The 20,415-nt window shown below is 64.0% G+C and carries 15 protein-coding genes; 11 read left to right on the top strand and 4 right to left on the bottom strand.

Features of this window, described 5'->3' with window-relative positions:
• Positions 1–30 precede the first annotated feature (30 nt).
• The 6 genes from lptF to rsmA are packed head-to-tail and all read left to right on the top strand — an operon-like array spanning position 31 to position 7,674.
• Positions 31–1,155 carry an LPS export ABC transporter permease LptF gene (gene lptF / locus ACOOE1_RS20555; RefSeq protein ID WP_420404074.1) on the top strand — a complete coding sequence of 375 codons (1,125 nt, stop codon included), beginning with the start codon at positions 31–33 and terminating at the stop codon, positions 1,153–1,155.
• Positions 1,152–2,246, top strand: a complete 1,095-nt coding sequence (lptG, locus tag ACOOE1_RS20550; protein ID WP_420404073.1) for an LPS export ABC transporter permease LptG — start codon at positions 1,152–1,154, stop codon at positions 2,244–2,246. Before lptF ends, lptG begins: the two co-directional genes overlap by 4 nt.
• Positions 2,247–2,249: 3 nt before the next feature.
• Positions 2,250–4,469 carry an LPS-assembly protein LptD gene (locus ACOOE1_RS20545; RefSeq protein ID WP_420404072.1) on the top strand — a complete coding sequence of 740 codons (2,220 nt, stop codon included), beginning with the start codon at positions 2,250–2,252 and terminating at the stop codon, positions 4,467–4,469.
• Between the two features lie 48 nt (positions 4,470–4,517).
• Positions 4,518–5,807: a peptidylprolyl isomerase gene (locus tag ACOOE1_RS20540; RefSeq protein ID WP_420404071.1), complete on the top strand. Its 1,290-nt coding sequence runs from the start codon at positions 4,518–4,520 to the stop codon at positions 5,805–5,807.
• Positions 5,808–5,818: 11 nt separating this feature from the next.
• Entirely contained in the window at positions 5,819–6,832 is a 1,014-nt protein-coding gene (gene pdxA / locus ACOOE1_RS20535; protein ID WP_420404070.1) for a 4-hydroxythreonine-4-phosphate dehydrogenase PdxA, read from the top strand.
• Positions 6,829–7,674, top strand: a complete 846-nt coding sequence (gene rsmA / locus ACOOE1_RS20530; protein ID WP_420404069.1) for a 16S rRNA (adenine(1518)-N(6)/adenine(1519)-N(6))-dimethyltransferase RsmA — start codon at positions 6,829–6,831, stop codon at positions 7,672–7,674. Before pdxA ends, rsmA begins: the two co-directional genes overlap by 4 nt.
• Positions 7,675–7,744: 70 nt before the next feature.
• On the opposite strand, the gene ACOOE1_RS20525 is transcribed toward rsmA, so the two are convergent.
• The gene (locus ACOOE1_RS20525; RefSeq protein WP_420404068.1) at positions 7,745–10,351 is read right to left on the bottom strand and encodes an Rne/Rng family ribonuclease; all 2,607 of its coding nucleotides are present in this window, start codon (positions 10,349–10,351) and stop codon (positions 7,745–7,747) included.
• A 584-nt stretch (positions 10,352–10,935) separates the two neighbouring features.
• Here ACOOE1_RS20525 and ACOOE1_RS20520 point away from each other — a divergent pair.
• From ACOOE1_RS20520 to ACOOE1_RS20505, 4 genes are all read left to right on the top strand, one after another.
• Positions 10,936–12,168: an N-acetylmuramoyl-L-alanine amidase gene (locus ACOOE1_RS20520; protein ID WP_420404067.1), complete on the top strand. Its 1,233-nt coding sequence runs from the start codon at positions 10,936–10,938 to the stop codon at positions 12,166–12,168.
• Between the two features lie 134 nt (positions 12,169–12,302).
• Positions 12,303–14,744, top strand: coding sequence for a penicillin-binding protein 1A (locus ACOOE1_RS20515; protein ID WP_420404066.1), 2,442 nt, complete (start codon positions 12,303–12,305; stop codon positions 14,742–14,744).
• Positions 14,745–14,788: 44 nt separating this feature from the next.
• Positions 14,789–15,914 (top strand): peptide chain release factor 2 gene (gene prfB, locus ACOOE1_RS20510; RefSeq protein ID WP_420404065.1). Its coding sequence is split into 2 segments (ribosomal slippage): positions 14,789–14,857 and positions 14,859–15,914, totalling 1,125 coding nucleotides; the frame shifts between segments, so codons are not numbered across the junction.
• Between the two features lie 95 nt (positions 15,915–16,009).
• The gene (locus ACOOE1_RS20505) at positions 16,010–16,732 is read left to right on the top strand and encodes a spermidine synthase (protein ID WP_420404064.1); all 723 of its coding nucleotides are present in this window, start codon (positions 16,010–16,012) and stop codon (positions 16,730–16,732) included.
• 128 nt (positions 16,733–16,860) lie between these two features.
• On the opposite strand, the gene ACOOE1_RS20500 is transcribed toward ACOOE1_RS20505, so the two are convergent.
• Genes ACOOE1_RS20500 through ACOOE1_RS20490 form a run of 3 tightly spaced genes read right to left on the bottom strand, consistent with a single transcriptional unit; the run spans position 16,861 to position 19,635 of the window.
• On the bottom strand, positions 16,861–17,700 hold the full coding sequence (locus ACOOE1_RS20500) for a CDP-alcohol phosphatidyltransferase family protein (protein WP_420404063.1): 840 nt from the start codon (positions 17,698–17,700) through the stop codon (positions 16,861–16,863).
• Positions 17,701–17,741: 41 nt separating this feature from the next.
• A complete protein-coding gene (locus tag ACOOE1_RS20495) occupies positions 17,742–18,452 on the bottom strand; it encodes a phosphatidylserine decarboxylase (RefSeq protein ID WP_420404062.1) in 711 nt (236 codons plus the stop codon).
• Positions 18,453–18,483: 31 nt separating this feature from the next.
• Positions 18,484–19,635 (bottom strand): LysM peptidoglycan-binding domain-containing protein, encoded by a 1,152-nt coding sequence (locus ACOOE1_RS20490; RefSeq protein ID WP_420404061.1) that lies wholly within the window; start codon positions 19,633–19,635, stop codon positions 18,484–18,486.
• A 123-nt stretch (positions 19,636–19,758) separates the two neighbouring features.
• On the opposite strand from ACOOE1_RS20490, the gene ACOOE1_RS20485 reads away from it, so the two are divergent.
• Positions 19,759–20,343 (top strand): TIGR00730 family Rossman fold protein, encoded by a 585-nt coding sequence (locus tag ACOOE1_RS20485; RefSeq protein WP_420404060.1) that lies wholly within the window; start codon positions 19,759–19,761, stop codon positions 20,341–20,343.
• Positions 20,344–20,415: the final 72 nt, after the last annotated feature.

The following is a 20,415-nucleotide window of genomic DNA, read 5'->3' as shown; positions in this document are numbered from 1 at the left end:
CCAGACGGAACAATCCAGCCGAACGGGACCATGAGGATCGACCGCTACGTCATTCGCCAGATATTGGCCGCGATGATCATCGTGGTGGTGTCGCTGACCTGCGTCATCTGGCTGAGCCAATCCCTGCGTTTCATCGATATGATCGTGAACCGGGGCCTGCCGCTCGCGACATTCGTCTACTTCACCGTCCTGCTGATGCCGACCTGGCTGTCGCTGGTGCTGCCGATTGCTTGTTTCGCGGCAACCATGTTCGTCTACAGCCGCATGTCAAGCGACCGCGAACTCGTGGTTCTGACCGCATCGGGCCTCGGCCCGATGGGCCTTGCCCGCCCGGCACTGATCATCGCGTTGGGCGTGACCCTGCTCGGTTATCTGCTCAGCCTCTATCTGGTTCCCGTCTCCTACCGCGGTTTCAAGGAGCTGCAGTTCCAGATTCGGCACAATTACACCAACGTCCTGTTGCGCGAAGGGGTGTTCAATTCCATGGGCGACGACGTGACGGTCTTCGTCCGGGCCCGCCAGCCCAATGGCGAGCTCTCCGGCATCATCGTCCAGGACGATCGCGAAGACGACGAGTCGGTGACGCTGCTGGCCGAGAGCGGTGCCCTGATTCTGGACGACACCAGCCCGAAGGTCCTGATGGTGAACGGTAACCGGCAGGCCCGCAACAATGAGACCGGTCGCATCAGCATCCTCTATTTCGACCGCTACACGGTCGATCTCGGCGGGCTGCGCGAAGCGGTGCAACGGACCGCACGCGATCAGAACGAGTTGTTCATCGACGAACTGCTGAACCCGACCGAGCAGATCACGCAGCCGAGGAACTTCAGCAAATACATCGCCGAGGGACACAGCCGGCTGGTAACGCCACTGCTTGGCCTCGCCCTTCCGCTGATCGGTCTGGTCGTTGTTCTGCGTGGCGAGTTCAGCCGCCGCGGACGGAGCAGCCGGCTGGTCGCCGCAATTCTGCTCGTCGGCCTCGTCCAGGCCGCCGTCCTCGGCTCGAAATACGTGGCGGCGAAAGAGCTCGGCCTGCTGCCGATGATGTATGCCTCGGCCATCGGTCCGATCCTGCTCTGCCTCGTGCTGCTTGCGCGGCAGAAGATGCGGCGCCCGAAAGCCGGCAGCCTTCCGGCTGAGGGGACGCCGGCATGAAGCTTTCCGGAACGCTCTCGCTCTACTTCGGAAAGCAGTTCCTGCTCTGGGTTCTCGGCACTTTCCTCGCAATCATGGCGATCGTTTTTCTGCTCGATTCCATCGAATTGTTGCGTCGCGGCGCCGACAGGGAAGACGCTACGCTGAGCCTGATGCTGCAGATGGCGGCATTGAAAGCGCCGCAGATGGGCCAGACCATTCTGCCCTTCGCGACCCTTTTCGGCGCCATGCTGGCCTTCACCCGGATGACCCGGACGAACGAACTGGTGGTGGCACGCGCCGCGGGTGTTTCGGTCTGGCAATTCCTGCTGCCGGCGCTGACCATCGCCTTCTTCATCGGCATCTTCAAGATCGCGGTCTTCAATCCGGTCGCCTCGGTGATGACCGCCAAGTATGAAGCTCTGGAAAACCGGGTGCTGCGCGACAAGGGCAATTTCCTCGCGCTGACCGACGGTGGGCTCTGGCTCCGGGAACAGACGAGCACCGGACATTTCGTGCTCCACGCCACCGGCGTCGCAGCCGATGGGGCGAGCCTCGCGGGTCTCACCGTCCTCTTCTTCCTGGGCGAAGATCGGTTCGAGGCACGCGTCGACGCCGACGAAGCCATGCTGCGCTCGGGCTTCTGGGAGATGCAGAACGCGGTCCTGACGACCAAGAACGCAATTCCCGAGATGCGGTCGGTCTACCGCCTGCCGACCGCACTGACCCTCGACAATATCCAGGACAGTTTCTCGCCGCCGGAGACTATGTCATTCTGGGAATTGCCGAAATTCATCACGATTCTGGAAAGCGCAGGGTTCTCCGCGGTTCGCCATCGCCTCTACTGGCACGCGCAGCTGGCTTCGCCGCTGTTGCTCTGCGCCATGGTCCTGATCGCGGCCACCTTCTCTCTTCGGCTCACCCGGCGCGGCGGCACCCTGGTCTGGGTCAGTGCCGGCCTCTTTTCCGGATTTTTCCTCTACTTCACGTCCGACCTCGTTTTCGCGCTCGGCCTTTCGGCACGCATTCCCGAGGTCCTTGCCGCCTGGACACCGGCGACCGTTACGGCACTGCTCGGATGTGCCAGCCTGCTGCATCTTGAGGATGGTTAACCGATGAAACCAGGTCGCACCGCATCTAGCCGGGCGACAGGCCGGCGTGAGGGCTTTACTTGGCGGGCCAATTTGGCGCTGGCGGCTGGCCTTCTCGCCCTGCTTATCGCCGTCAGTCCCGCCCCCGCCCAGGAGCGCGGCATCGGTGACGATCCGGTTCTGATGGTTGCAGATCAGCTGGTGCATGACGAGACCCTGGGTACGATCACCGCCCGGGGTTCCGTCGAACTGTCTCAGGGCGAACGCACGCTTCTGGCAGACAGCGTGACCTACAACCAGCGCGAAGACACGGTGATTGCAACCGGGAACATCTCTCTCCTGGAGCCCACCGGGGAAGTGATCTTCAGCGACTATGTCGAGCTTCACAACGCACTGAAAACCGGTTTCATCGACAATCTGCGCCTGCGCATGACCGACGGTTCCCGTCTTGCCGCGAACCGGGGCGTGCGCACCGGCGACAAGAGAAAGCTTCTGTCCCGCGCGGTCTTCACACCCTGCGAAAGCTGCAAGGAAGACCCTTCCCGCCCACCGCTCTGGCAGCTGAAGGCGCGGAAGATCGTCCATGACGAGCAGGCCAAGGACATTATCTACAACGACGCAATGCTGGAAATGTTCGGCGTGCCGGTGCTCTACACGCCCTACCTCTCCCACCCCGACCCGACCGTCGACCGCCGCAGCGGTTTCCTTGCGCCGACGACGGGGTTCTCAGACGAACTCGGCGTCATCTATGGCCAGCCCTATTACCATGTGATCGACGAGTCCCGCGATCTCGAGGTCATGCCGATCATGTATTCCTCCGAAGGCGGGGTCTTGAGAGGCCGCTACCGGCAGCATTTCACGCGGGGCGAGATTGATTTCCAGGGAACCGCCGGCCTGCTCGATCAGCGCGAGGACGACCGGGAAACCGGCGACAAGGATTTCGAAGGCAGTGTCGACCTCGAGGGCCGGTTCGATTTTGACCGCACCTGGCGCGGGGGCTTCGATCTGGAACAGGCGAGTGCGCGGACCTACCTGCGCCGCTACCGGCTCGACAGCCGTGAAGTGCTGACGACCCGGGCTTTCACGGAAGGATTCCGCCGGCGCAATTACGCCTCGGTGGAAGCTCTGAAGTTCCAGGGTCTCAATGCCGGCGACTCCCGGGACAAGTCGCCGACCGTCGCACCTCTGATGGAATATAACTTCGTCGGTGAGCCGGACCCTGCCGGAGGCCGCTTCCAGCTCGATTCAACGGTTATGTCGCTGACCCGCCAGACCGGTGCGGACAGCAAAAAGATTGCGATCCGAAGCGGCTGGTCGCTGCCCTACACCGCTCCCGCCGGCGACATCTACACGCTCACCGCGACACTCGATACCGACTACTTCCACAGCGACGGGCTCGAGAGCGGAAATGACGGCGATACCGCGCGCGTGTTCCCGCAACTCGGGCTGAACTGGCGCTATCCTTTTGCCCGCGCGGGCGGGAATTACCATCAGACGGTCGAACCGATCGTCAACGTCGTGCTTTCCCCGGACGGCGGCAACCCGGATGAGATTTCCAACGAGGACAGCCAATCCTTCATCTTCGACGATACCAACCTGTTCCGGATGAACCGCTTCACCGGCAGCGACCGGGTGACCGGCGGCAGCCGCGTGGATTACGGCTTCAAGGCAGGAGTCTACGGCGACGGCGGCGGGTCCTCCAGTCTGCTCTTCGGGCAGAGCTACCGGTTCTTGGGTGACGGGCCGTTCGAGGAAGGATCGGGTCTGGAGGACGATCTCTCCGACTTTGTTGGCCGCGTTAGCGTAAACCCGTCGCACAACCTCGACTTCCTCCTCCGCTTCCGGCTCGACAAGGACGACCTCAGTCCCCGGCGGAGCGAGGTCGGCATGCGCTATTTCCATCCGCGCTTTTCCATTGTCGCCGACTATGTTCTGCTCGACGATCAAACCAATTCGGACAATATCGCCGGCGACACATCATTCCTGGAACGCGAACAGCTTGATCTCTCCGGAAGCATCAACCTGAACGAGTTCTGGAGCATGAACGGCCGGGTCGTCCAGGATTTCTCGGACGGTGCAAACCGCACCCTGATCGCATCGTCAGGGCTCGTCTATTCCGATGAATGCTTCACATTCGGCCTCGTCTATGAAAGAAGCGAGCTCGAAGATGACGACATTGAACCGGAACAACGCGTCATGCTGCAAATTGCCTTCAAGCATCTCGGCGGATTTGCGAGCAACTAGCGGGCTGAGCTTTCAAGGCATATATCTAGGCTTATGGCGAGATCTCGATTGAGTTTCATCAAACGGCATTGTCCGACCATCCTGCGGATCGCCTTGGCGCTCACCGTCGTGACGGTCTGGAGCACGGGCACGGCACATCGTGCGAGCGCCCAGAACGCGCTTCGGATTGCCGCGATCGTCAACGACGACATCATTACCGTGCGTGATCTGGACGCGCGTGTGCGCATGGTGATCGTCTCGTCGAACTTGCCGCGCAATGCGCAGACTTACCAACGTGTCTGGCCGCAGGTACTGCGCGGTCTGATCGACGAGCAGCTGAAACTCCAGGAAGCAGAGCGTCTGTCGGTCGAGGTCACCGAAGATGACATCAATCGGGCCAAGCGGGGTATGGAACAGCGGAACAAGATGCCCGCCGGATCCTTTGACCGCTCACTCGCTCAGGAAGGCATCCCGCTCGAAACCGTGGTCCGGCAGATCCGCGCCGACATTGCCTGGGCGAAACTCGTCCGCCGCCGCTTCCAGAGCACCGTCGAGGTCACGACCGACGAGATCGACGATGCACTGGACCGGCTGGAGCGCAACAAAGGCGCGCCGCAATACCGGCTTCGGGAAATCGTTCTCGATTTCGACGACCCGGCCGTGGACGCGGAAGAGGTCGCGAAACGGCTGGTTCAGCAGCTTCGCTCCGGCGCCCAGTTCGATGCCCTAGCCCGCGAATTCTCCCAGGGAGCGACCGCCGCCACCGGGGGAGACATCGGCTGGACCACGAAGGACCAGCTGAACCCGGAAGTCGCCGAACTGGTTGACGAGATGAAGCCGGGCGATATCAGCGACCCGATTAAGACCATCTTTGGCTACCAGATCATTCAACTGAGCGACCGGCAGATCCTGAGCGGTCCCGATCCCCTGAAATCCGAAGTCACTCTGAAGCAGGTGTTCCTGCCGGTGCCGCCCAATGCGGGATCGGAGGCCGAAAGCAGCCAGAAAAGCATCGCCACGGCGGTGTCCGAAACGGCGCAGAGCTGCGACGACATGGACGTTCTCGCCTCCGAGCTGAACTCTCCGGCGGGGACCGATCTCGGCACCCTGAAGATCGGCGAACTCTCGCCTCAGCTGCGTGAAGCGGTGGCCGACCTGGAAGAGGGCGAACTGACGAAACCGATCAGGCTGCCTTCCGGTTTCAGCACCATTATGGTCTGCAAGAAAACCGAACCGGAAAGCGATCTTCCCGGGCGGAACGAAATCGCCGAGCGGCTGCGCGCGGTCAAGTTCGAGACCTTCGCCCAGCGCTATCTGCGGGACATCCGCCGGGATGCCTTCATAGACACCCGCATCTGAGGATCCCGCCGATGCCATCCGATGCCACCATGCCGCCACTCGCCGTCACGCCGGGCGAGCCGGCCGGGGCAGGTGCCGAGATCGCTCTGAAAGCCTGGTCCGCGGCGCGCGATCGTCTTCCGCCTTTCTTTCTACTCGAAGAACCAGATCGTCTGGCCCGGCTCGCGGAACGACTCGGCATCGACACTCCGGTATTGCAGATCGGCGCGCCCGAGGCTGCACGAGACGCGTTCCGGCAAGGCCTGCCCGTGCTCCCGATCGCCTTCGCCAGCCCGCCGCTTCCGGGACAACTCGACCCGGCCAACGGCCCCGCGGTCATCGCGGCGATCGAAAGGGCGGTGCGACTGACCAGCGACGGGGACGCTGCTGGCGTCGTGACCCTGCCAATACAGAAAAGCGTGCTCTACGAGGCAGGTTTCAGGCATCCGGGCCACACCGAATTCCTCGCCGCGCTCGCCGGCCCCGACGTAACGCCGGTCATGATGCTGGCCGCCCCGGAACTGAGGGTCGTGCCGGTCACCATCCATATTCCGCTGAAGCGTGTTCCGGATGTTCTGACGACGAAAATGATCTTGACCAAGGCGCGGATCACCGCAGAAGCGCTCAGAAGAGATTTTGGCTGCGCCAAACCCCGGCTCGCACTCGCCGGTCTCAATCCCCATGCCGGCGAGGACGGGACGATCGGGACCGAAGACCGCGATATCGTTGCACCGGCCGTTGCCGCGCTCCGCGCCGAGGGGATCGACGCCGTTGGCCCTCTCTCCGCCGACACAATGTTCCATGCCGCCGCCCGCGCCACATACGACGCTGCGATCTGCATGTACCACGACCAGGCGCTGATCCCGATCAAGACCGTCGACTTCTGGGGCGGCGTGAACGTCACTCTCGGTCTGCCCTTCATCCGGACTTCGCCGGATCACGGAACCGCGCTCGAGCTCGCCGGGACCGGCAGGGCCCACGCGGACAGCCTGATCGCCGCCCTCACAATGGCCGGCGCAATGGCCGTGGCCCGGGCCCGCCCATGACCGATCAGGTGATCCAGGCGATCGAGGCACTGCCGCCGCTTCGCGACGTGATCGCGCGCTACCAGCTCTCGGCCAAGAAGTCCCTTGGCCAGAACTTCCTCTTCGATCTGAACCTGACTCGACGCATTGCCCGTTCGGCCGGCAAGCTCGGCACCGGAACCTGTATCGAGATCGGCCCGGGGCCCGGCGGCCTGACCCGTGCGCTGCTGCTCGAGGGTGCCTGCAAGGTGATCGCGGTGGAACGGGACCGGCGCGCCATCGAGGCCCTCCAGGACCTTGTCGAGGCTTCCGGCGGCCGTCTGGAGATCATCGAGGCGGATGCCCTCGATATCGAACTTGCCAGCCTCGGAGACGCACCGCGGCGCGTGGTGGCGAACCTGCCGTACAATGTGGGCACGCCGATGCTGCTGTCATGGTTGAAGCATGCCGAAGCCTTCGAGAGCTTCACACTCATGTTCCAGAAGGAAGTGGCTGAGCGGATCGCCGCATCTCCCGGCACGGAGCATTACGGGCGCCTCAGCATCGCGGCCAGATGGCGTGCGGAGATCTTCCCGCTTTTCGATATCCCGCCGCGCGCCTTCACCCCGGCACCGAAGGTCACCTCGCAGGTGATCCAGCTCCGCCCCCGAACGAAGCCTCTGGCCGAAGCCGACCCGGACCTGCTCGAGAAAGTCACCGCAGCAGCCTTCTCACAGCGCCGCAAGATGTTGCGCGCCTCGCTCAAGAGCTTCGGTGGCGGCGCCTTTCTCGATTCCGTCGGGATCGATCCCACGGCACGACCGGAGACACTCTCCGTGGAGCAGTTCTGCGCGCTCGCACGCGCTATCGAACGGAAAACCTGATCCCGAACAAGGACGGGGCGGCCAACGCCGCCCCGCACATTGTGTTTCGTTGCCGTTCGCCCCGGCCGGCTCAGGACGGGATGAGCCGGTTCCACCAGCCGCCGCGGCGCGGTTTGTCGCCACTGGCCTTGTCGTCGACATTGACCACCGTGGCACCCGCGCTTTCGTCGGAACCGGCCGCGGCCGGTTCCTCGACCTTGTCCTCGCCGCTTCCGGAGGATACAGGCTGCGGCGTGCTCTCGGCCGGGGCCGCAAGTTCCGGAACAGCGGCCGGCGCAGTCTCCTCGGCCGGCGCGGCCGCGGGTTCGGTCCCGGTGGTTGCCGGCTCGGCTTTGGGCTCTGCCTTCTTCGCCCGGCTGCGGCGGCGCGGTTTCGGGGCCGGTGCCTCGTCCTTGGCCTCCGATCCCGCGGTTTCAGCCTGCTCGGCGGATTGAGCCTCGGCCTCCGGATCGGCGGCCTTCTTGCGCCGGGTCCGCGGCTTGCGCTTCGGCTTCGACTCTTCCGCCCCTGCCGCTTCGGGCTGAGCTTCCGGAGCCGGCTCGGCGGTCACGTTCGCCTCAACCGATTCAGTGCTGTCACCGGAAACATTCTCCGCCGCCGCGGCATGATCCTGGTCTGCCGGCTGCTCCGCGCCGTCCGCATTCTCCTGTCCAGCTGCACCTTCTTCGCCATTGCCACGCCGCGAGCGACGGCGTCCGCCCCGCTTGCCGCGCCGACGGCGCTTCCTGGCTCCCTCGTCATCCTCTCCGCCGGCAGGGGCACCCTCGCCGCCCGATGTTGCCTCGGATTCGGTGTCTTCGCCGGCCTCGGCCTCCTCGGAAACGTTATCGCCCTGGTCCTGCTGCTCCGCGGCGCGCTTGTCACCGCCACGGCGGCGGCGGCGGCGGGAGCGCTTGGAGCGACGCTCGTCGTCCCGCTCCTCGGCAGTCTCGTCCTCGTCGTCCTCGACCACCGGTGCTGCCACGATCGGCGCCGCGAGATCGAGACGTTCGCTGGCCGGTTTCGGGATCATCCGCTCGATCCGCAAATCCGGCGGAATCAGGCTCTCGTCGGCCTCGAGAAATACCCGGAAACCGTAGCGCTGCTCGATCGCCGCAATCGCGTCACGTTTCTTGTTCAGGATGTAGAATCCGACTTCGGACGGCACGAAGACCGCGATCTCGTTCGACTTCTGCTTGATGCCCTCTTCCTCGATCGCGCGCAGGACATGCAGCGCGGTCGAATCCGTGGAGCGCACGCGGCCGCTGCCGCTGCACTGGGAACAGACCTGGGTCGAGGCTTCGAACACACTCGGGCGCAGCCGCTGGCGCGACAGTTCCATGAGGCCGAAATGACTGATCCTGCCGAGCTGGATGCGCGCCCGGTCGTTCTTCATCGCCTCCTTCATGCGCCGTTCGACGGCGTGCTGGTTGCGCGACTCGTCCATGTCGATGAAGTCGATGACGACCAGGCCGGCCATGTCGCGCAGCCGGAGCTGGCGGGCGACCTCGTCGGCGGCCTCGAGATTGGTCTTGAGCGCCGTTTCCTCGATGTTCCGCTCGCGCGTCGCGCGACCGGAGTTGACATCGATGGCGACCAGCGCCTCGGTCTGGTTCATTACCAGATAGCCGCCGGACTTCAACTGCACGACCGGATTGTGGATCGCGTCGAGCTGGCCTTCGATCTGGTAGCGGTGGAACAGCGGAACCGTCTGCTCCTTGTAAGGTTGCACGCGCTTGGCATGGCTTGGAACCAGCGTGCGCATGAAGTCCTTGGCGATCCGGTACCCGTCCTCGCCCTCGACCAGCACCTCGCCGATGTCGCTCGTATAGAGATCGCGGATCGAGCGCTTTATAAGGTTGGCTTCCTCGTGGATCAGGCAGGGGGCCGACGAGGTAAGCGTCTTTTCGCGGATCTGGCTCCAGAGACGGAGCAGATATTCGTAGTCGCGCTTGATCTCGGTCTTGGTGCGCTGGCTGCCCGCCGTACGCACGATGACCGCCATGCCTTCCGGCACGTCCAGTCCCTCGACGACCTGCTTCAGGCGCTTGCGGTCGGCGACATTGGTGATCTTGCGGGACACCCCGCCGCCACGTGCCGTGTTGGGCATCAGCACACAGTAGCGGCCGGCGAGCGAGAGATACGTGGTGAGCGCCGCGCCCTTGTTGCCGCGCTCTTCCTTGACGACCTGCACCAGCATGATCTGGCGCCGGGTGATGACTTCCTGGATCTTGTAGCGACGGGAAAGATTCTTGCGCGGACGTTCGTCGTCGCTGTCGTCGGTATCGTCACCGCCGACGCTTTCCGGCGGCGGCGCCGGCGGACCGTCTTCATCGTCGTCATCGGCGTCGGCCGGTGCGTCAGGTACCTCGGCAGCGGCCTCTTCGGACGGCTCTTCGGCGGACGCTCCACCTTCCCGCTCTTCGGCGAGCAGAGCCTCACGATCCTCGACCGGAATGCGGTAATAGTCTGGATGGATCTCGCTGAACGCCAGGAACCCGTGCCGGTTCCCGCCATATTCAACGAAAGCCGCCTGCAGCGAGGGCTCTACCCGGGTGACCCGGGCGAGATAGATGTTTCCCTTAAGCTGCTTGCGTGATTCGGTCTCGAAGTCGAAGTCTTCGACACGATTGCCACTCAGAAGGACCACCCGGGTCTCTTCCTCTTGGGTGGCATCGATCAACATACGTTTGGACATTAAAAGATGACTCCTGGGCCGCACGGGTCGCGCGCCGCACCGCGGGATTCACTCTCCCGATCGATACCGGCGCCGCGTTCGCGGGCATGTTCTGTGGGGGCGAAACGTGCTGGGGAGCAGAAGAAGCTCCGGCATCGCGTTTCCGTTCGGTGGTCGAGATCCTGACCGTCCGGCCCAGTCCTTCACCCCTGCGCCCGCCGACGCCTGCAAGCACCGCGATGCGGCGCCGGACAGGTTCGGACAGGTTTGAGCAAATGTGGATCACGGTCGGAACAGGTCCCGTTGTGTAGAAAAAGGCGCAAACCCGCGCCAAAAGGGGAGCCTCAAACCCGCGTTTCCGAAGTGTGAGAGGCAGAAAACCGCGCTGACCGCAACGGTCCAACACTCCGGTAACATAGTCACTTTGCTATTTCGGAACAATCATTTCCTGCAGGTGCGAGCAAATTCATGTGACGCTCAAAAAGCATCCTGCAATTACCTGATTCGCCCGGATTTTATTGCAATGTCGTTCATCCGCCGGTAAAAATAACGGGAATTGCGGCATCGACGCTCAGCGACAGCGAGGCGTCAACCGGGTGTAGCTCGTGATACAGCGCCTGTTCATCCTTCTGACGCTCCTGCTCGGCGTGCTCTCGGCGACGCCGCAGGCAACAGCCGTGGACGGAACGGTTCGGGACATCCGAATCGGTCAGCATCCGGATAAGATCCGGTTTGTGATGGACCTGTCTCAGGACCTGGATTTCACAGTCTTCAGCCTCGCCGACCCGTACCGCGTGGTGATCGACCTTCCGGAAGTGAGCTTCGCTCCCGGCGCCGGCCCCGACGAACGGCGTCCCGCGGAGATAAAAGGCTTCCGGTTCGGCCTGTTCCGCCCCGGAACGTCGCGGCTGGTGATCGACACGGCGAAACCGTTCTCCGTCGCCGCCGCTTTCATGCTGCCCGCCAAGGCAGGGTACGGGCCGCGGATCGTGATCGATTTGAAACCGACGAGCCGGGCGGCCTTTCTCGAGGAATCGCAGAAGTCGGTCGCCGCCTTCCAAGCGAATAAACGTCCCCGGCTGACGGCGCCGGAACCTGCGGTTCCGCCTCTCCTGAACCGCCCGCCGCGCCTGGCGAACGAGAAAATCATCGTTGCCATCGATGCCGGTCACGGCGGCGTCGATCCGGGCGCCATCGGCGTGTCCGGCATCTACGAGAAAAACATCGTCCTCAACGCCGCCCGCATCTTGAGAAAAGAACTCGAGCGAACCGGGCGGTACGAGGTGATACTGACACGCGACAGTGACGTCTTCCTGCGCCTGCGCGAGCGGATCGCCATCGCCCGCCGCGCGGGCGCGGACCTGTTCCTGTCCCTGCACGCGGACTCGATCCCGAATCGCAAACTGCGCGGCGCCTCGATTTACACGCTCTCGGAAACCGCCTCGGACAAGGAAGCCAGTCTTCTGGCCGAGAACGAGAACAAGTCCGACATCATCGCCGGAATGGATTTCGGCACCGAGACGCCGGAGGTGACCAGCATCCTGATCGACCTGGCGCAGCGCGAGACCATGAACCATTCGGCCCGCTTTGCCGGAATGCTGGTGCGCGAGATGCGGGGCGAGGTCAAGCTGCTCAAGACGGCACACCGGTTTGCCGGATTCGCCGTGCTCAAGGCCCCCGACATCCCCTCAGTGCTGATCGAGCTCGGCTTTCTGTCCAACAATCACGACGAGAAGCTGCTGCGCTCGAATGCACACCTGACCCGCGTCGCCGCCTCTTTACGGCGGGCGATCGACGACTATTTCGATCTCGTGCAATCGGCCGCCCGCGCCAATTGAACAGAATCGCATGTCAAAGCGCTACGCTGCGCGCCAACCAGATGACATCGCGCACAATCATGACACATTGATCGTGATAACGTGCGTCCGTTCCGCCGCCCGCCCGCGGCTCAACCGGAGACTTTGACCGACCGATGCGCTGGGTACTGATCCTCTTATCGACCGTTCTGCTCGGCGGCCTCGTCGCAGTCGGCGGCGTCCTCTGGGGCCTGCACCATTTCGGCCGCGGCCTGCCGGACTACAAGCAACTGGCGGATTACGAACCCCCGGTGATGACCCGCGTCCACGCGGGCGACGGGCGCCTCCTCAGCGAATATGCCCGCCAGCGCCGCGTCTTCGTGCCGATCGAGGCAATGCCGCGGCGGGTCATCAAGGCCTTTCTCTCGGCCGAGGACAAGAATTTCTACAGCCATCCCGGGATCGATTTCATCGGTCTCGCCAAGGCGATGGTCGACAACGTCAAGAACTATGCGCAGAACCGCCGGCCGCGCGGTGCCTCCACAATAACCCAGCAGGTCGCCAAGAATTTCCTGCTGACCAACGAAGTCTCGATCGAACGGAAGGCGAAGGAAGCGATCCTCGCGCTCCGCATCGAGCGGGCAATCAGCAAAGACCGGATTCTCGAGCTCTATCTGAACGAGATCTATCTCGGCCTGCGCTCCTACGGCGTCGCCGCCGCCGCGCTGAACTATTTCGACAAGAGCCTGGACGAACTGACCGTCGCGGAAAGCGCCTATCTCGCGGCCCTTCCGAAAGCGCCCAACAACTATCATCCGGTCCGCCAGCACGATGCCGCGCTCGCCCGCCGCAACTGGGTCATCAGGCAGATGGTCGAGAACGGCTTCATTAGTCCCGAGGACGCGGAACAGGCCAAGGCCGAACCGCTGACGCTCCGCGAGCGCTCCGTTACCGAGGTCGCCGAAGCGGATTACTTCGCAGAGGAAGTGCGGCGCTGGCTGGTCGACCGTTTCGGCGAGGACGGGCTCTACGAGGGCGGTCTTTCGGTACGGACGACGCTGGACCCGAAACTGCAGCGCATCGCGGACGAGGCCCTTCAGTGGGGCCTGACGCATTACGACCGCCGCCACGGCTGGCGCGGCGCGCTCGGCAGGATCGAGATCGTGGCCGGCTGGGGCGACGCGCTCGCCGCCTTCGAGGTACCGGAGACCGCTCCGGCGGGATGGCGCAAGGCCCTTGCCTTGATCGTCGAGAACAACCGGGTGCAGATCGGGTTTCCCGACGGCACGTTCGGGGAGATCCCGCTTGCCGAAATCACCTGGGCCCGGGAATGGCGCGAAGGTCAGCGCCTCGGCCCGAGTGTGAAGAGGGCCTCCGACGTTCTTGCGCCGGGCGACGTGATCTTCGTCGAACCCGTCGCCAGGGACGATGAGGACAAACCCTACCCGGATGGCACCTTCACGCTGCGTCAGATCCCGAATGTCGACGGCGGGATCGTCGCCATGGACCCGCATACCGGGCGCGTGCTTGCGCTCTCCGGCGGCTGGAACTTCAGGGACAGTCAGTTTAACAGGGCGACTCAGGCGAACCGGCAACCGGGGTCGGCCTTCAAGCCCTTCGTCTATCTGGCTGCGCTGGACAACGGTTTCACGCCTGCGACACGCATCCTCGACGCGCCTTTCGTGATCGACCAGGGCCCCGGTCTCGGCAAGTGGAAACCGGCCAACTACACGAAGAAATTCTACGGTCCGAGCCCGATGCGTCTCGGCATCGAGAAGTCGCGCAATCTGATGACCGTAAGGCTGGCCCAGACCATCGGCATGGATCTGGTGACCGACTATGCCCGCCGCTTCGGGATCGACGACGACATGCCGAAGCACCTCTCGATGGCGCTTGGCGCCGGCGAGACCACGTTGCTGAAGATGACCACCGCCTATTCCATGCTGGTCAATGGCGGCAAACGCGTGGTGCCGAGCCTGATCGACCGGGTACAGGACCGCAACGGCCGCACGATCTACCACCACGACACCCGCGAATGCGCCGGATGCATCGCCTCGCGCTGGCGCGGCGAGCCCGCACCGCAGATCCCGGACACCCGCGAACAGGTCGCCGATCCGGCCTCGGCCTACCAGATGGTCAGCATGCTGGAAGGCGTGGTCCAGCGCGGCACGGGGCGCCGGATTTCGACCATCGGCAAGCCACTCGCAGGCAAGACCGGAACCACCAACGACAATGTGGACACCTGGTTTGTCGGTTTCACGCCGGACCTCGCGGTCGGTGCCTTCGTCGGCTTCGACCAGCCGAAAACGCTCGGTCCGCGTGATACCGGCTCGAATGTCGCCGCGCCGATCTTCAAAAAGTTCATGGAGAAGGCGCTGGTCGACGAGCCGTCGATCCCGTTCCGGATTCCGCCGGGTGTCCGCAACGTCCGGATCAATGTCGCGACCGGCGCGCTGGCCCAGCCCGGCGACAGGGACGTCATGGTCGAGGCCTTCAAGGCCGGGACGGAGCCCAGTGGCGAGAGCGAGATCGTGTTCGGCGGCGATGCTGCCGGATGGGACGCGCGCGGTCCCGGCAACACCGCGCCGGTTGCGGGACGCGGCTCCGGGCTTTATTAAGAGCGCCCACGAGTTTTCCAACCCATCGAGGGAGTGCGTCGGCAATGCGTGCCGAGATCACCCAGACCGCCGAAGAGATCAAGCAGTCGATCGAGCTGCTGAGGAGGCATCTTTGACTGGGATGCCTCCCATGTCCGCCTTTCCGAGCTGAACGCCCTCGTCGAGGACCAGAGTCTCTGGGACGACGCCGACCGGGCGCAGAAGCTGATGCGCGAGCGCACCCAGCTCGAAAAGAGTCTGACCGACGTCAAGCAGCTCGAGCAGGACCTCGCCGACGCGCTGGAACTGATCGAGCTCGGCGAGATGGAAGAGGACCAGGGCGTCGTCGACGAGGCCGAGCAGTCTCTCTTCTCGCTAAAGGAAATCTGCGAGAAACGACAGATTGAGAGCCTGCTTTCCGGCGAGGCCGACGGCTTCGACTGCTATCTCGAAGTGCATGCCGGCGCCGGCGGTACCGAGGCCCAGGACTGGGCCTCGATGCTGCTCCGGATGTACACCCGCTGGTGCGATGCGCACGGCTACAAGGTCGACTGGCTGGAAGAGAGCGCGGGCGAAGAGGCCGGTCTCAAGTCCGCGACCATCAAGATCAATGGCCACAATGCCTATGGCTGGCTGAAGACCGAGAGCGGCGTGCACCGGCTGGTGCGGATCTCGCCCTATGACAGCGCCGCGCGCCGCCATACCAGCTTCTCCAGCGTCTGGGTCTATCCGGTGATCGACGACAGCATAGAGGTCGTGATCGAGGAGAAGGACCTCCGCATCGACACCTACCGCGCCTCCGGCGCCGGCGGCCAGCATGTCAACCGGACCGACAGTGCTGTCCGCATCACCCACGAGCCGACGGGCATCGTGGTGCAGTGCCAGAACGACCGCTCGCAGCACCGCAACCGGGCGACCGCCATGGACATGCTGAAGGCGCGTCTCTACGAGGCCGAGCTGCAGCGCCGCGAGGAAGAGGCCAATGCGGTCGAGGCGACCAAGTCCGATATCGGCTGGGGCCACCAGATCCGCTCCTACGTCCTGCAGCCCTACCAGATGGTGAAGGATCTCCGCACCAGCGTGGAGACCTCGGCGACGCAGGCCGTGCTGGACGGCGATATCGACCTGTTCCTGGAAGCCTCGCTCGCGCAGAAGCTGGGCGACGGAGAAAAGGCCGAGGCTGCGGGGTAAGCGTCGCGAGAGTCAGCGGCAGCATCCCCCAGTCGTCATTCCCGCTTGCGCGGGGATGACAAGCTTTATCGGGCAATAGAGATGTCGGGCATCCCATGAGCGCATTCTTCGAGGAACTCGACTACCGGCCGAGCCCGATCGGCGCTATCAGCCTGCGGCGCCGGCGCGAACTCAGGCTCGGGGTCGATATCTTCGAGATCATGCTCGGCGACGAACACCTGATGTCCAGCCTCTTCACGGTCTCTGAAGTTGCCCTTGCCGACCTCGGGGTTGCGGCGCTCGACGGCGACGGGCTGGAGGTGCTGGTCGGCGGGCTCGGGCTCGGGTATACGGCAGAGGCCGTTCTCGCGCACGACAAGGTCGGGGCGCTCGTCGTGATCGACTATCTGGAAGCGGTGATCGACTGGCACCGGACCGGCCTCGTGCCCATGGGCACGAGCCTGGCGGACGACCCGCGCTGCCGGCTGGTGCAGGAGGATTTTTTCGCGGCCGCGGCCAGCGAGGACGGCTTCGATTCCGAGTCCCCCGGCCGTGCCTTCGACGCGATCCTGGTCGATATCGACCATTCCCCCGACGCCCTGCTCGACGCACGGAGCGAGAGCTTCTACGGGCCCGAGGGTCTGGCGAAGCTGGCGAAGCATCTCAAGCCCGGCGGCGTCTTCGGTCTCTGGTCGGACGACCGGCCCGACCCGGCCTTCACCGAGCGCCTTTCCGGCATTTTCTCGGAGGCTTGGGCGGAACCGGTCACCTTCCACAACCCCTTGCAGGACCGCCCCTTCACACAGACGGTTTATCTGGCGCGCAAATGCCGCGAATAAGGCGGCCCGGCAGGCCTCCTACCTCATCCCGACAAGAGTCGCGATCCTGGAGATTGCGGAATGGCGACCGTCTCCTCTCGGTCAATTGGTGGAGGAACCCGGACGCGGACAGAAGCAACGACGAGACGTCACTTCTCGCGCTTGGCCTTCCCGATTGACGTGACCTTTCCGTCGGGATTCGATTCCTCTTCAGACGCTTCGCCTTCCTCTTCCACATCCACCGTTCGCTGCAGCCGGAGATAGGACCGGTAGCTGAACGGCAGCGAGAGCAGATAGGCAAAGAGCAGCGCGGAGAAGAACTGCCAGGGCGCACTGACCAGCCAGGTAACGCAGAGCCCCATGACGATCAGCAACGGCAGGGCGAGCTTCTGCGGCACGCGCGCGCCCTTGAAGGAATAGGTCGGGATCTGAGAGACCATCAGCAGCCCGACCAAGACCTGCCAGACGGCGAGGAAATGCGGCTGGTGCAGGAAGGCGAAATCCGCCTCGAAGCTGAGGATCAGTGGCAACAGGCCGAGCCCGGCTGCGGCCGGCGCCGGGACGCCGGTGAAGAAACGGTAGGTGTAGGGCGGCAGCGTCGGATCCTCGGTCTTGGTGTTGAACCGGGCGAGGCGCAGTGCCATGCAGGTGGCGAAGAACAGGGCCGCCATCCAGCCGAAACTTTTCAGGTCCTGGGTCGACCAGAGAAAAAGGATCAGGGCCGGCGAGACGCCGAAGCTGATGAAGTCGCCGAGCGAGTCGAGTTCGGCGCCAAACTTGCTCTGGCCTTTCAGAAGACGGGCCATGCTGCCGTCGAGCGTGTCGAGAATGGCGGCGATGGCGATCGCGCCGACCGCGAGCGTCCATTGCTCGTTGAGCGCAAAGCGGACCCCCGAGAGACCGGCGCAAAGCGCCATGACCGTGATCATGTTCGGAATCAGCTTGCTGATCGAGATCACCGGAAGCCGGCGCCGTTTGCCCCTGATCATCGTCTCACGTCCGTTTCCCGTTATCAGGCCCGCCGTTTCCTCTAGCGGACCTCACCCCTGCGTGCCGCCTCGGTCGCATTGAGATCTGCGATCACCGTTTCGCCCGCCACCGCGCGCTGCCCGACCGTCACCAGCGGATTGACGCCTTCCGGCAGATAGACGTCGACCCGGCTGCCGAAACGGATCAGGCCGAAACGCTCGCCGGCGCGGACCGGCTGGCCTTCCTGAAGGTAGCAGATGATGCGACGCGCGACCAAACCGGCGATCTGGACGAAGGCGACCTTGCGCCCATCCTTCATCTCGACCGAGACCAGCTGACGCTCGTTCTCCTCACTCGCCTTGTCGAAGGCGGCATTGACGAACCTGCCGGGCACGTAGGCCAGTTTCGCGACCTGACCGTCGACCGGGATCCGGTTCACGTGGCAGTCGAACACATTCATGAAAATGCTGACCCGGCACATCGGCGTGTCGCCCATCTCGAGCTGCTTCGGCGGCGCCGCGTCGACGATCATCTGCACCACGCCGTCGGCGGGGGTGATCACCAGCCCCTCGCGCGCCGGCGTCACCCGGTCGGGATTGCGAAAGAAATAGACGCACCAGAGCGTCAGCAGAATGCCCACGAAGCCGAGCGGCTCCCAGACCGCATAGAGCAGCAGCGTCAGGACCGCGAAGGCGGCGATGAAGGGATATCCCTCGCGCGCGACCGGGACCAGAACGCCCTTCAGAACGCCGTCGTCCTGCTGATTCAACATATCCTGTCCGTCCGATTGGGTTGGTGGCGGCTCAATTCACAGCCGGCAGTCCGAAGACCTGGCCCGGATAGATCAGGTCCGGGTCGCGGATCTGATCGCTGTTCGCCTGGTAGATCTCGGTATAGCGGAAACCGGAGCCGTAGACCCGGCTGGCGATCCGCCAGAGATTGTTGCCGGGCTGTATAATCACAACCGAGTCTTCCGGCAATCCCGTGAAGGGCACGGCGCGCACGAAGGGCAACTCGATCCGCGCCAGAACCTGGCCGGACGGAGACACCTTGTCGACCCGCACCTGATGGGTCCCGGCCACGATATTCTCTTCCGGTTTCACCGACCAGTCGCCGTCCGCGTCCGCTCTGGTCCGCGCCGCCAGCTTGTTGTCGACATAGATCTGGACATCGGTCTCGGGCTCGGTCCTGCCGCTGAAGACCACCGCGCCTTTCTCGTCGTAATCGATCACGTCCAGCGACACGTCGGCACCGCCGGAGGAGGCTTTCTCCGGGAAGGACTGTGCGCTCGACGTGGGCTCGGGATCCGCCTTCGCAACCGGGCTCGGCGTTTCGGGCGCCGCGGCGGGCGCCTGCAGAATCTTCGTCGGCTTGCTTGGAGCCTCCTCGCGCGGCACGACCATGGCGAGCGGCTTCTGGGTCTCGGTATTGTCCCGCCCCGCGATGTCCTTGCCCTTTTCCGGGATCACGACGACGACGGCATTGCCGGACTTCTTGGCGTCTGTCTCGCCTTCCGCCGGTGTCTCGAGCGTCAGGACACTGCTGCCGGACGGAAGCTTCTTCTCCGGCAGGAACACCCAGTCGCCCTTGTCGTCCGACGTGACCTCGCCGATCTGCTTGTCACCATCCATGATTCGCACGGTCGCATTCGGCAAGGCCTTGCCGGCGATAACCGTGTTGCCCTCGGGGTCGACCCGGACGACGTCGAAGCTCGGCTGCGAGAGATCCGGTTTGTCCGCACTGTCTTCGGACGCGACCGTCGGCGCGGTTGTCGCGGCGGCAGCGGGGCTTTCGGCGGTTGGCTCAGGGGCTGGCGCCGGCGTCTCTTTCGGCGCTGCCGCAGTCTCGACCGGCACCGGCCGGACGTCTTCATCCGAAGTCACGTAGAACAGCCCTCCCGCTGCTGAGAGTACCAGGACTCCGGCGGCGCCAATGAGGTATGGCTTGGTCAACATGATATCGGGGCTCCAATACGTGCTCAGATGACAATAAACCCATACAAACCCGTGCGCAATGCAGCCAAAACCGCCCATTCAAGCCGCTTGACCGGACCCCGAGGGGGTGGGATAGACGGACGCATGAACGATAAAAAATCCATCTGCGTATTCTGCGGCTCTTCCGGCAAGGTCGATCAGGCCTACCGCGATGCCGCGATCACATTCGGCACCCTGATCGGCGAGCGCGGCTACAACCTCGTCTATGGCGGCGGACGCGTCGGCCTCATGGGTCTCACCGCCGACGCCGCGCTGGCGGCCGGCGCCGCCGTCACCGGTGTCATCCCGAAATTCCTCGAGGACTACGAGGTCGGTCATCAGGGACTGAACGAGCTGATCATCACCGACAACATGCATGATCGCAAAAGGATCATGTACGAGAAGGCCGACGCCTTCGTAATCCTGCCGGGCGGTCTCGGGACCATGGACGAGACCTTCGAGGTCGTCACCTGGACCCAGCTCGGCCTGTCACGCAAGCCGGTGGTGCTCGCCAACGTGAACGGCTTCTGGGACCCGCTGGTCGCGCTCTTTGACCATCTCGTCGCCACCAGCTTCGCCCGGCCGGAAAATCGCAACATCATCCAGGTCGCGGACACGCTCGAGAGCGTGTTCCCCTTCCTGACCGCGGCCCCCGTCACCCACGGCAAGGTCGAATCCAAATGGGTCTGACCGCCTGAATTCAGATCGCCGTCCGCAGCGTCATGGCGGCAGTGCCGCGCGCGCATCTTGCATTGCCGCGCC

The sequence above is a fragment of the Nisaea sp. genome (assembly GCF_965216895.1).
Classification (GTDB): domain Bacteria; phylum Pseudomonadota; class Alphaproteobacteria; order Thalassobaculales; family Thalassobaculaceae; genus Nisaea.
Note: the sequence above shows the minus strand (reverse complement) of the source record. Positions and strands in the feature narration are given on the sequence as shown.

What these genes read in the sequence shown, in the direction of transcription:
- ACOOE1_RS20490 (WP_420404061.1), bottom strand. Translation starts at nt 19,635, where the DNA reads ATGTTGACCAAGCCATACCTCATTGGCGCCGCCGGAGTCCTGGTACTC.
- ACOOE1_RS20525 (WP_420404068.1), bottom strand. Translation starts at nt 10,351, where the DNA reads ATGTCCAAACGTATGTTGATCGATGCCACCCAAGAGGAAGAGACCCGG.
- rsmA (WP_420404069.1), top strand. Translation starts at nt 6,829, where the DNA reads ATGACCGATCAGGTGATCCAGGCGATCGAGGCACTGCCGCCGCTTCGC.
- ACOOE1_RS20485 (WP_420404060.1), top strand. Translation starts at nt 19,759, where the DNA reads ATGAACGATAAAAAATCCATCTGCGTATTCTGCGGCTCTTCCGGCAAG.
- ACOOE1_RS20545 (WP_420404072.1), top strand. Translation starts at nt 2,250, where the DNA reads ATGAAACCAGGTCGCACCGCATCTAGCCGGGCGACAGGCCGGCGTGAG.
- ACOOE1_RS20505 (WP_420404064.1), top strand. Translation starts at nt 16,010, where the DNA reads ATGAGCGCATTCTTCGAGGAACTCGACTACCGGCCGAGCCCGATCGGC.
- ACOOE1_RS20495 (WP_420404062.1), bottom strand. Translation starts at nt 18,452, where the DNA reads ATGTTGAATCAGCAGGACGACGGCGTTCTGAAGGGCGTTCTGGTCCCG.
- lptF (WP_420404074.1), top strand. Translation starts at nt 31, where the DNA reads ATGAGGATCGACCGCTACGTCATTCGCCAGATATTGGCCGCGATGATC.
- ACOOE1_RS20500 (WP_420404063.1), bottom strand. Translation starts at nt 17,700, where the DNA reads ATGATCAGGGGCAAACGGCGCCGGCTTCCGGTGATCTCGATCAGCAAG.
- lptG (WP_420404073.1), top strand. Translation starts at nt 1,152, where the DNA reads ATGAAGCTTTCCGGAACGCTCTCGCTCTACTTCGGAAAGCAGTTCCTG.
- pdxA (WP_420404070.1), top strand. Translation starts at nt 5,819, where the DNA reads ATGCCATCCGATGCCACCATGCCGCCACTCGCCGTCACGCCGGGCGAG.
- ACOOE1_RS20515 (WP_420404066.1), top strand. Translation starts at nt 12,303, where the DNA reads ATGCGCTGGGTACTGATCCTCTTATCGACCGTTCTGCTCGGCGGCCTC.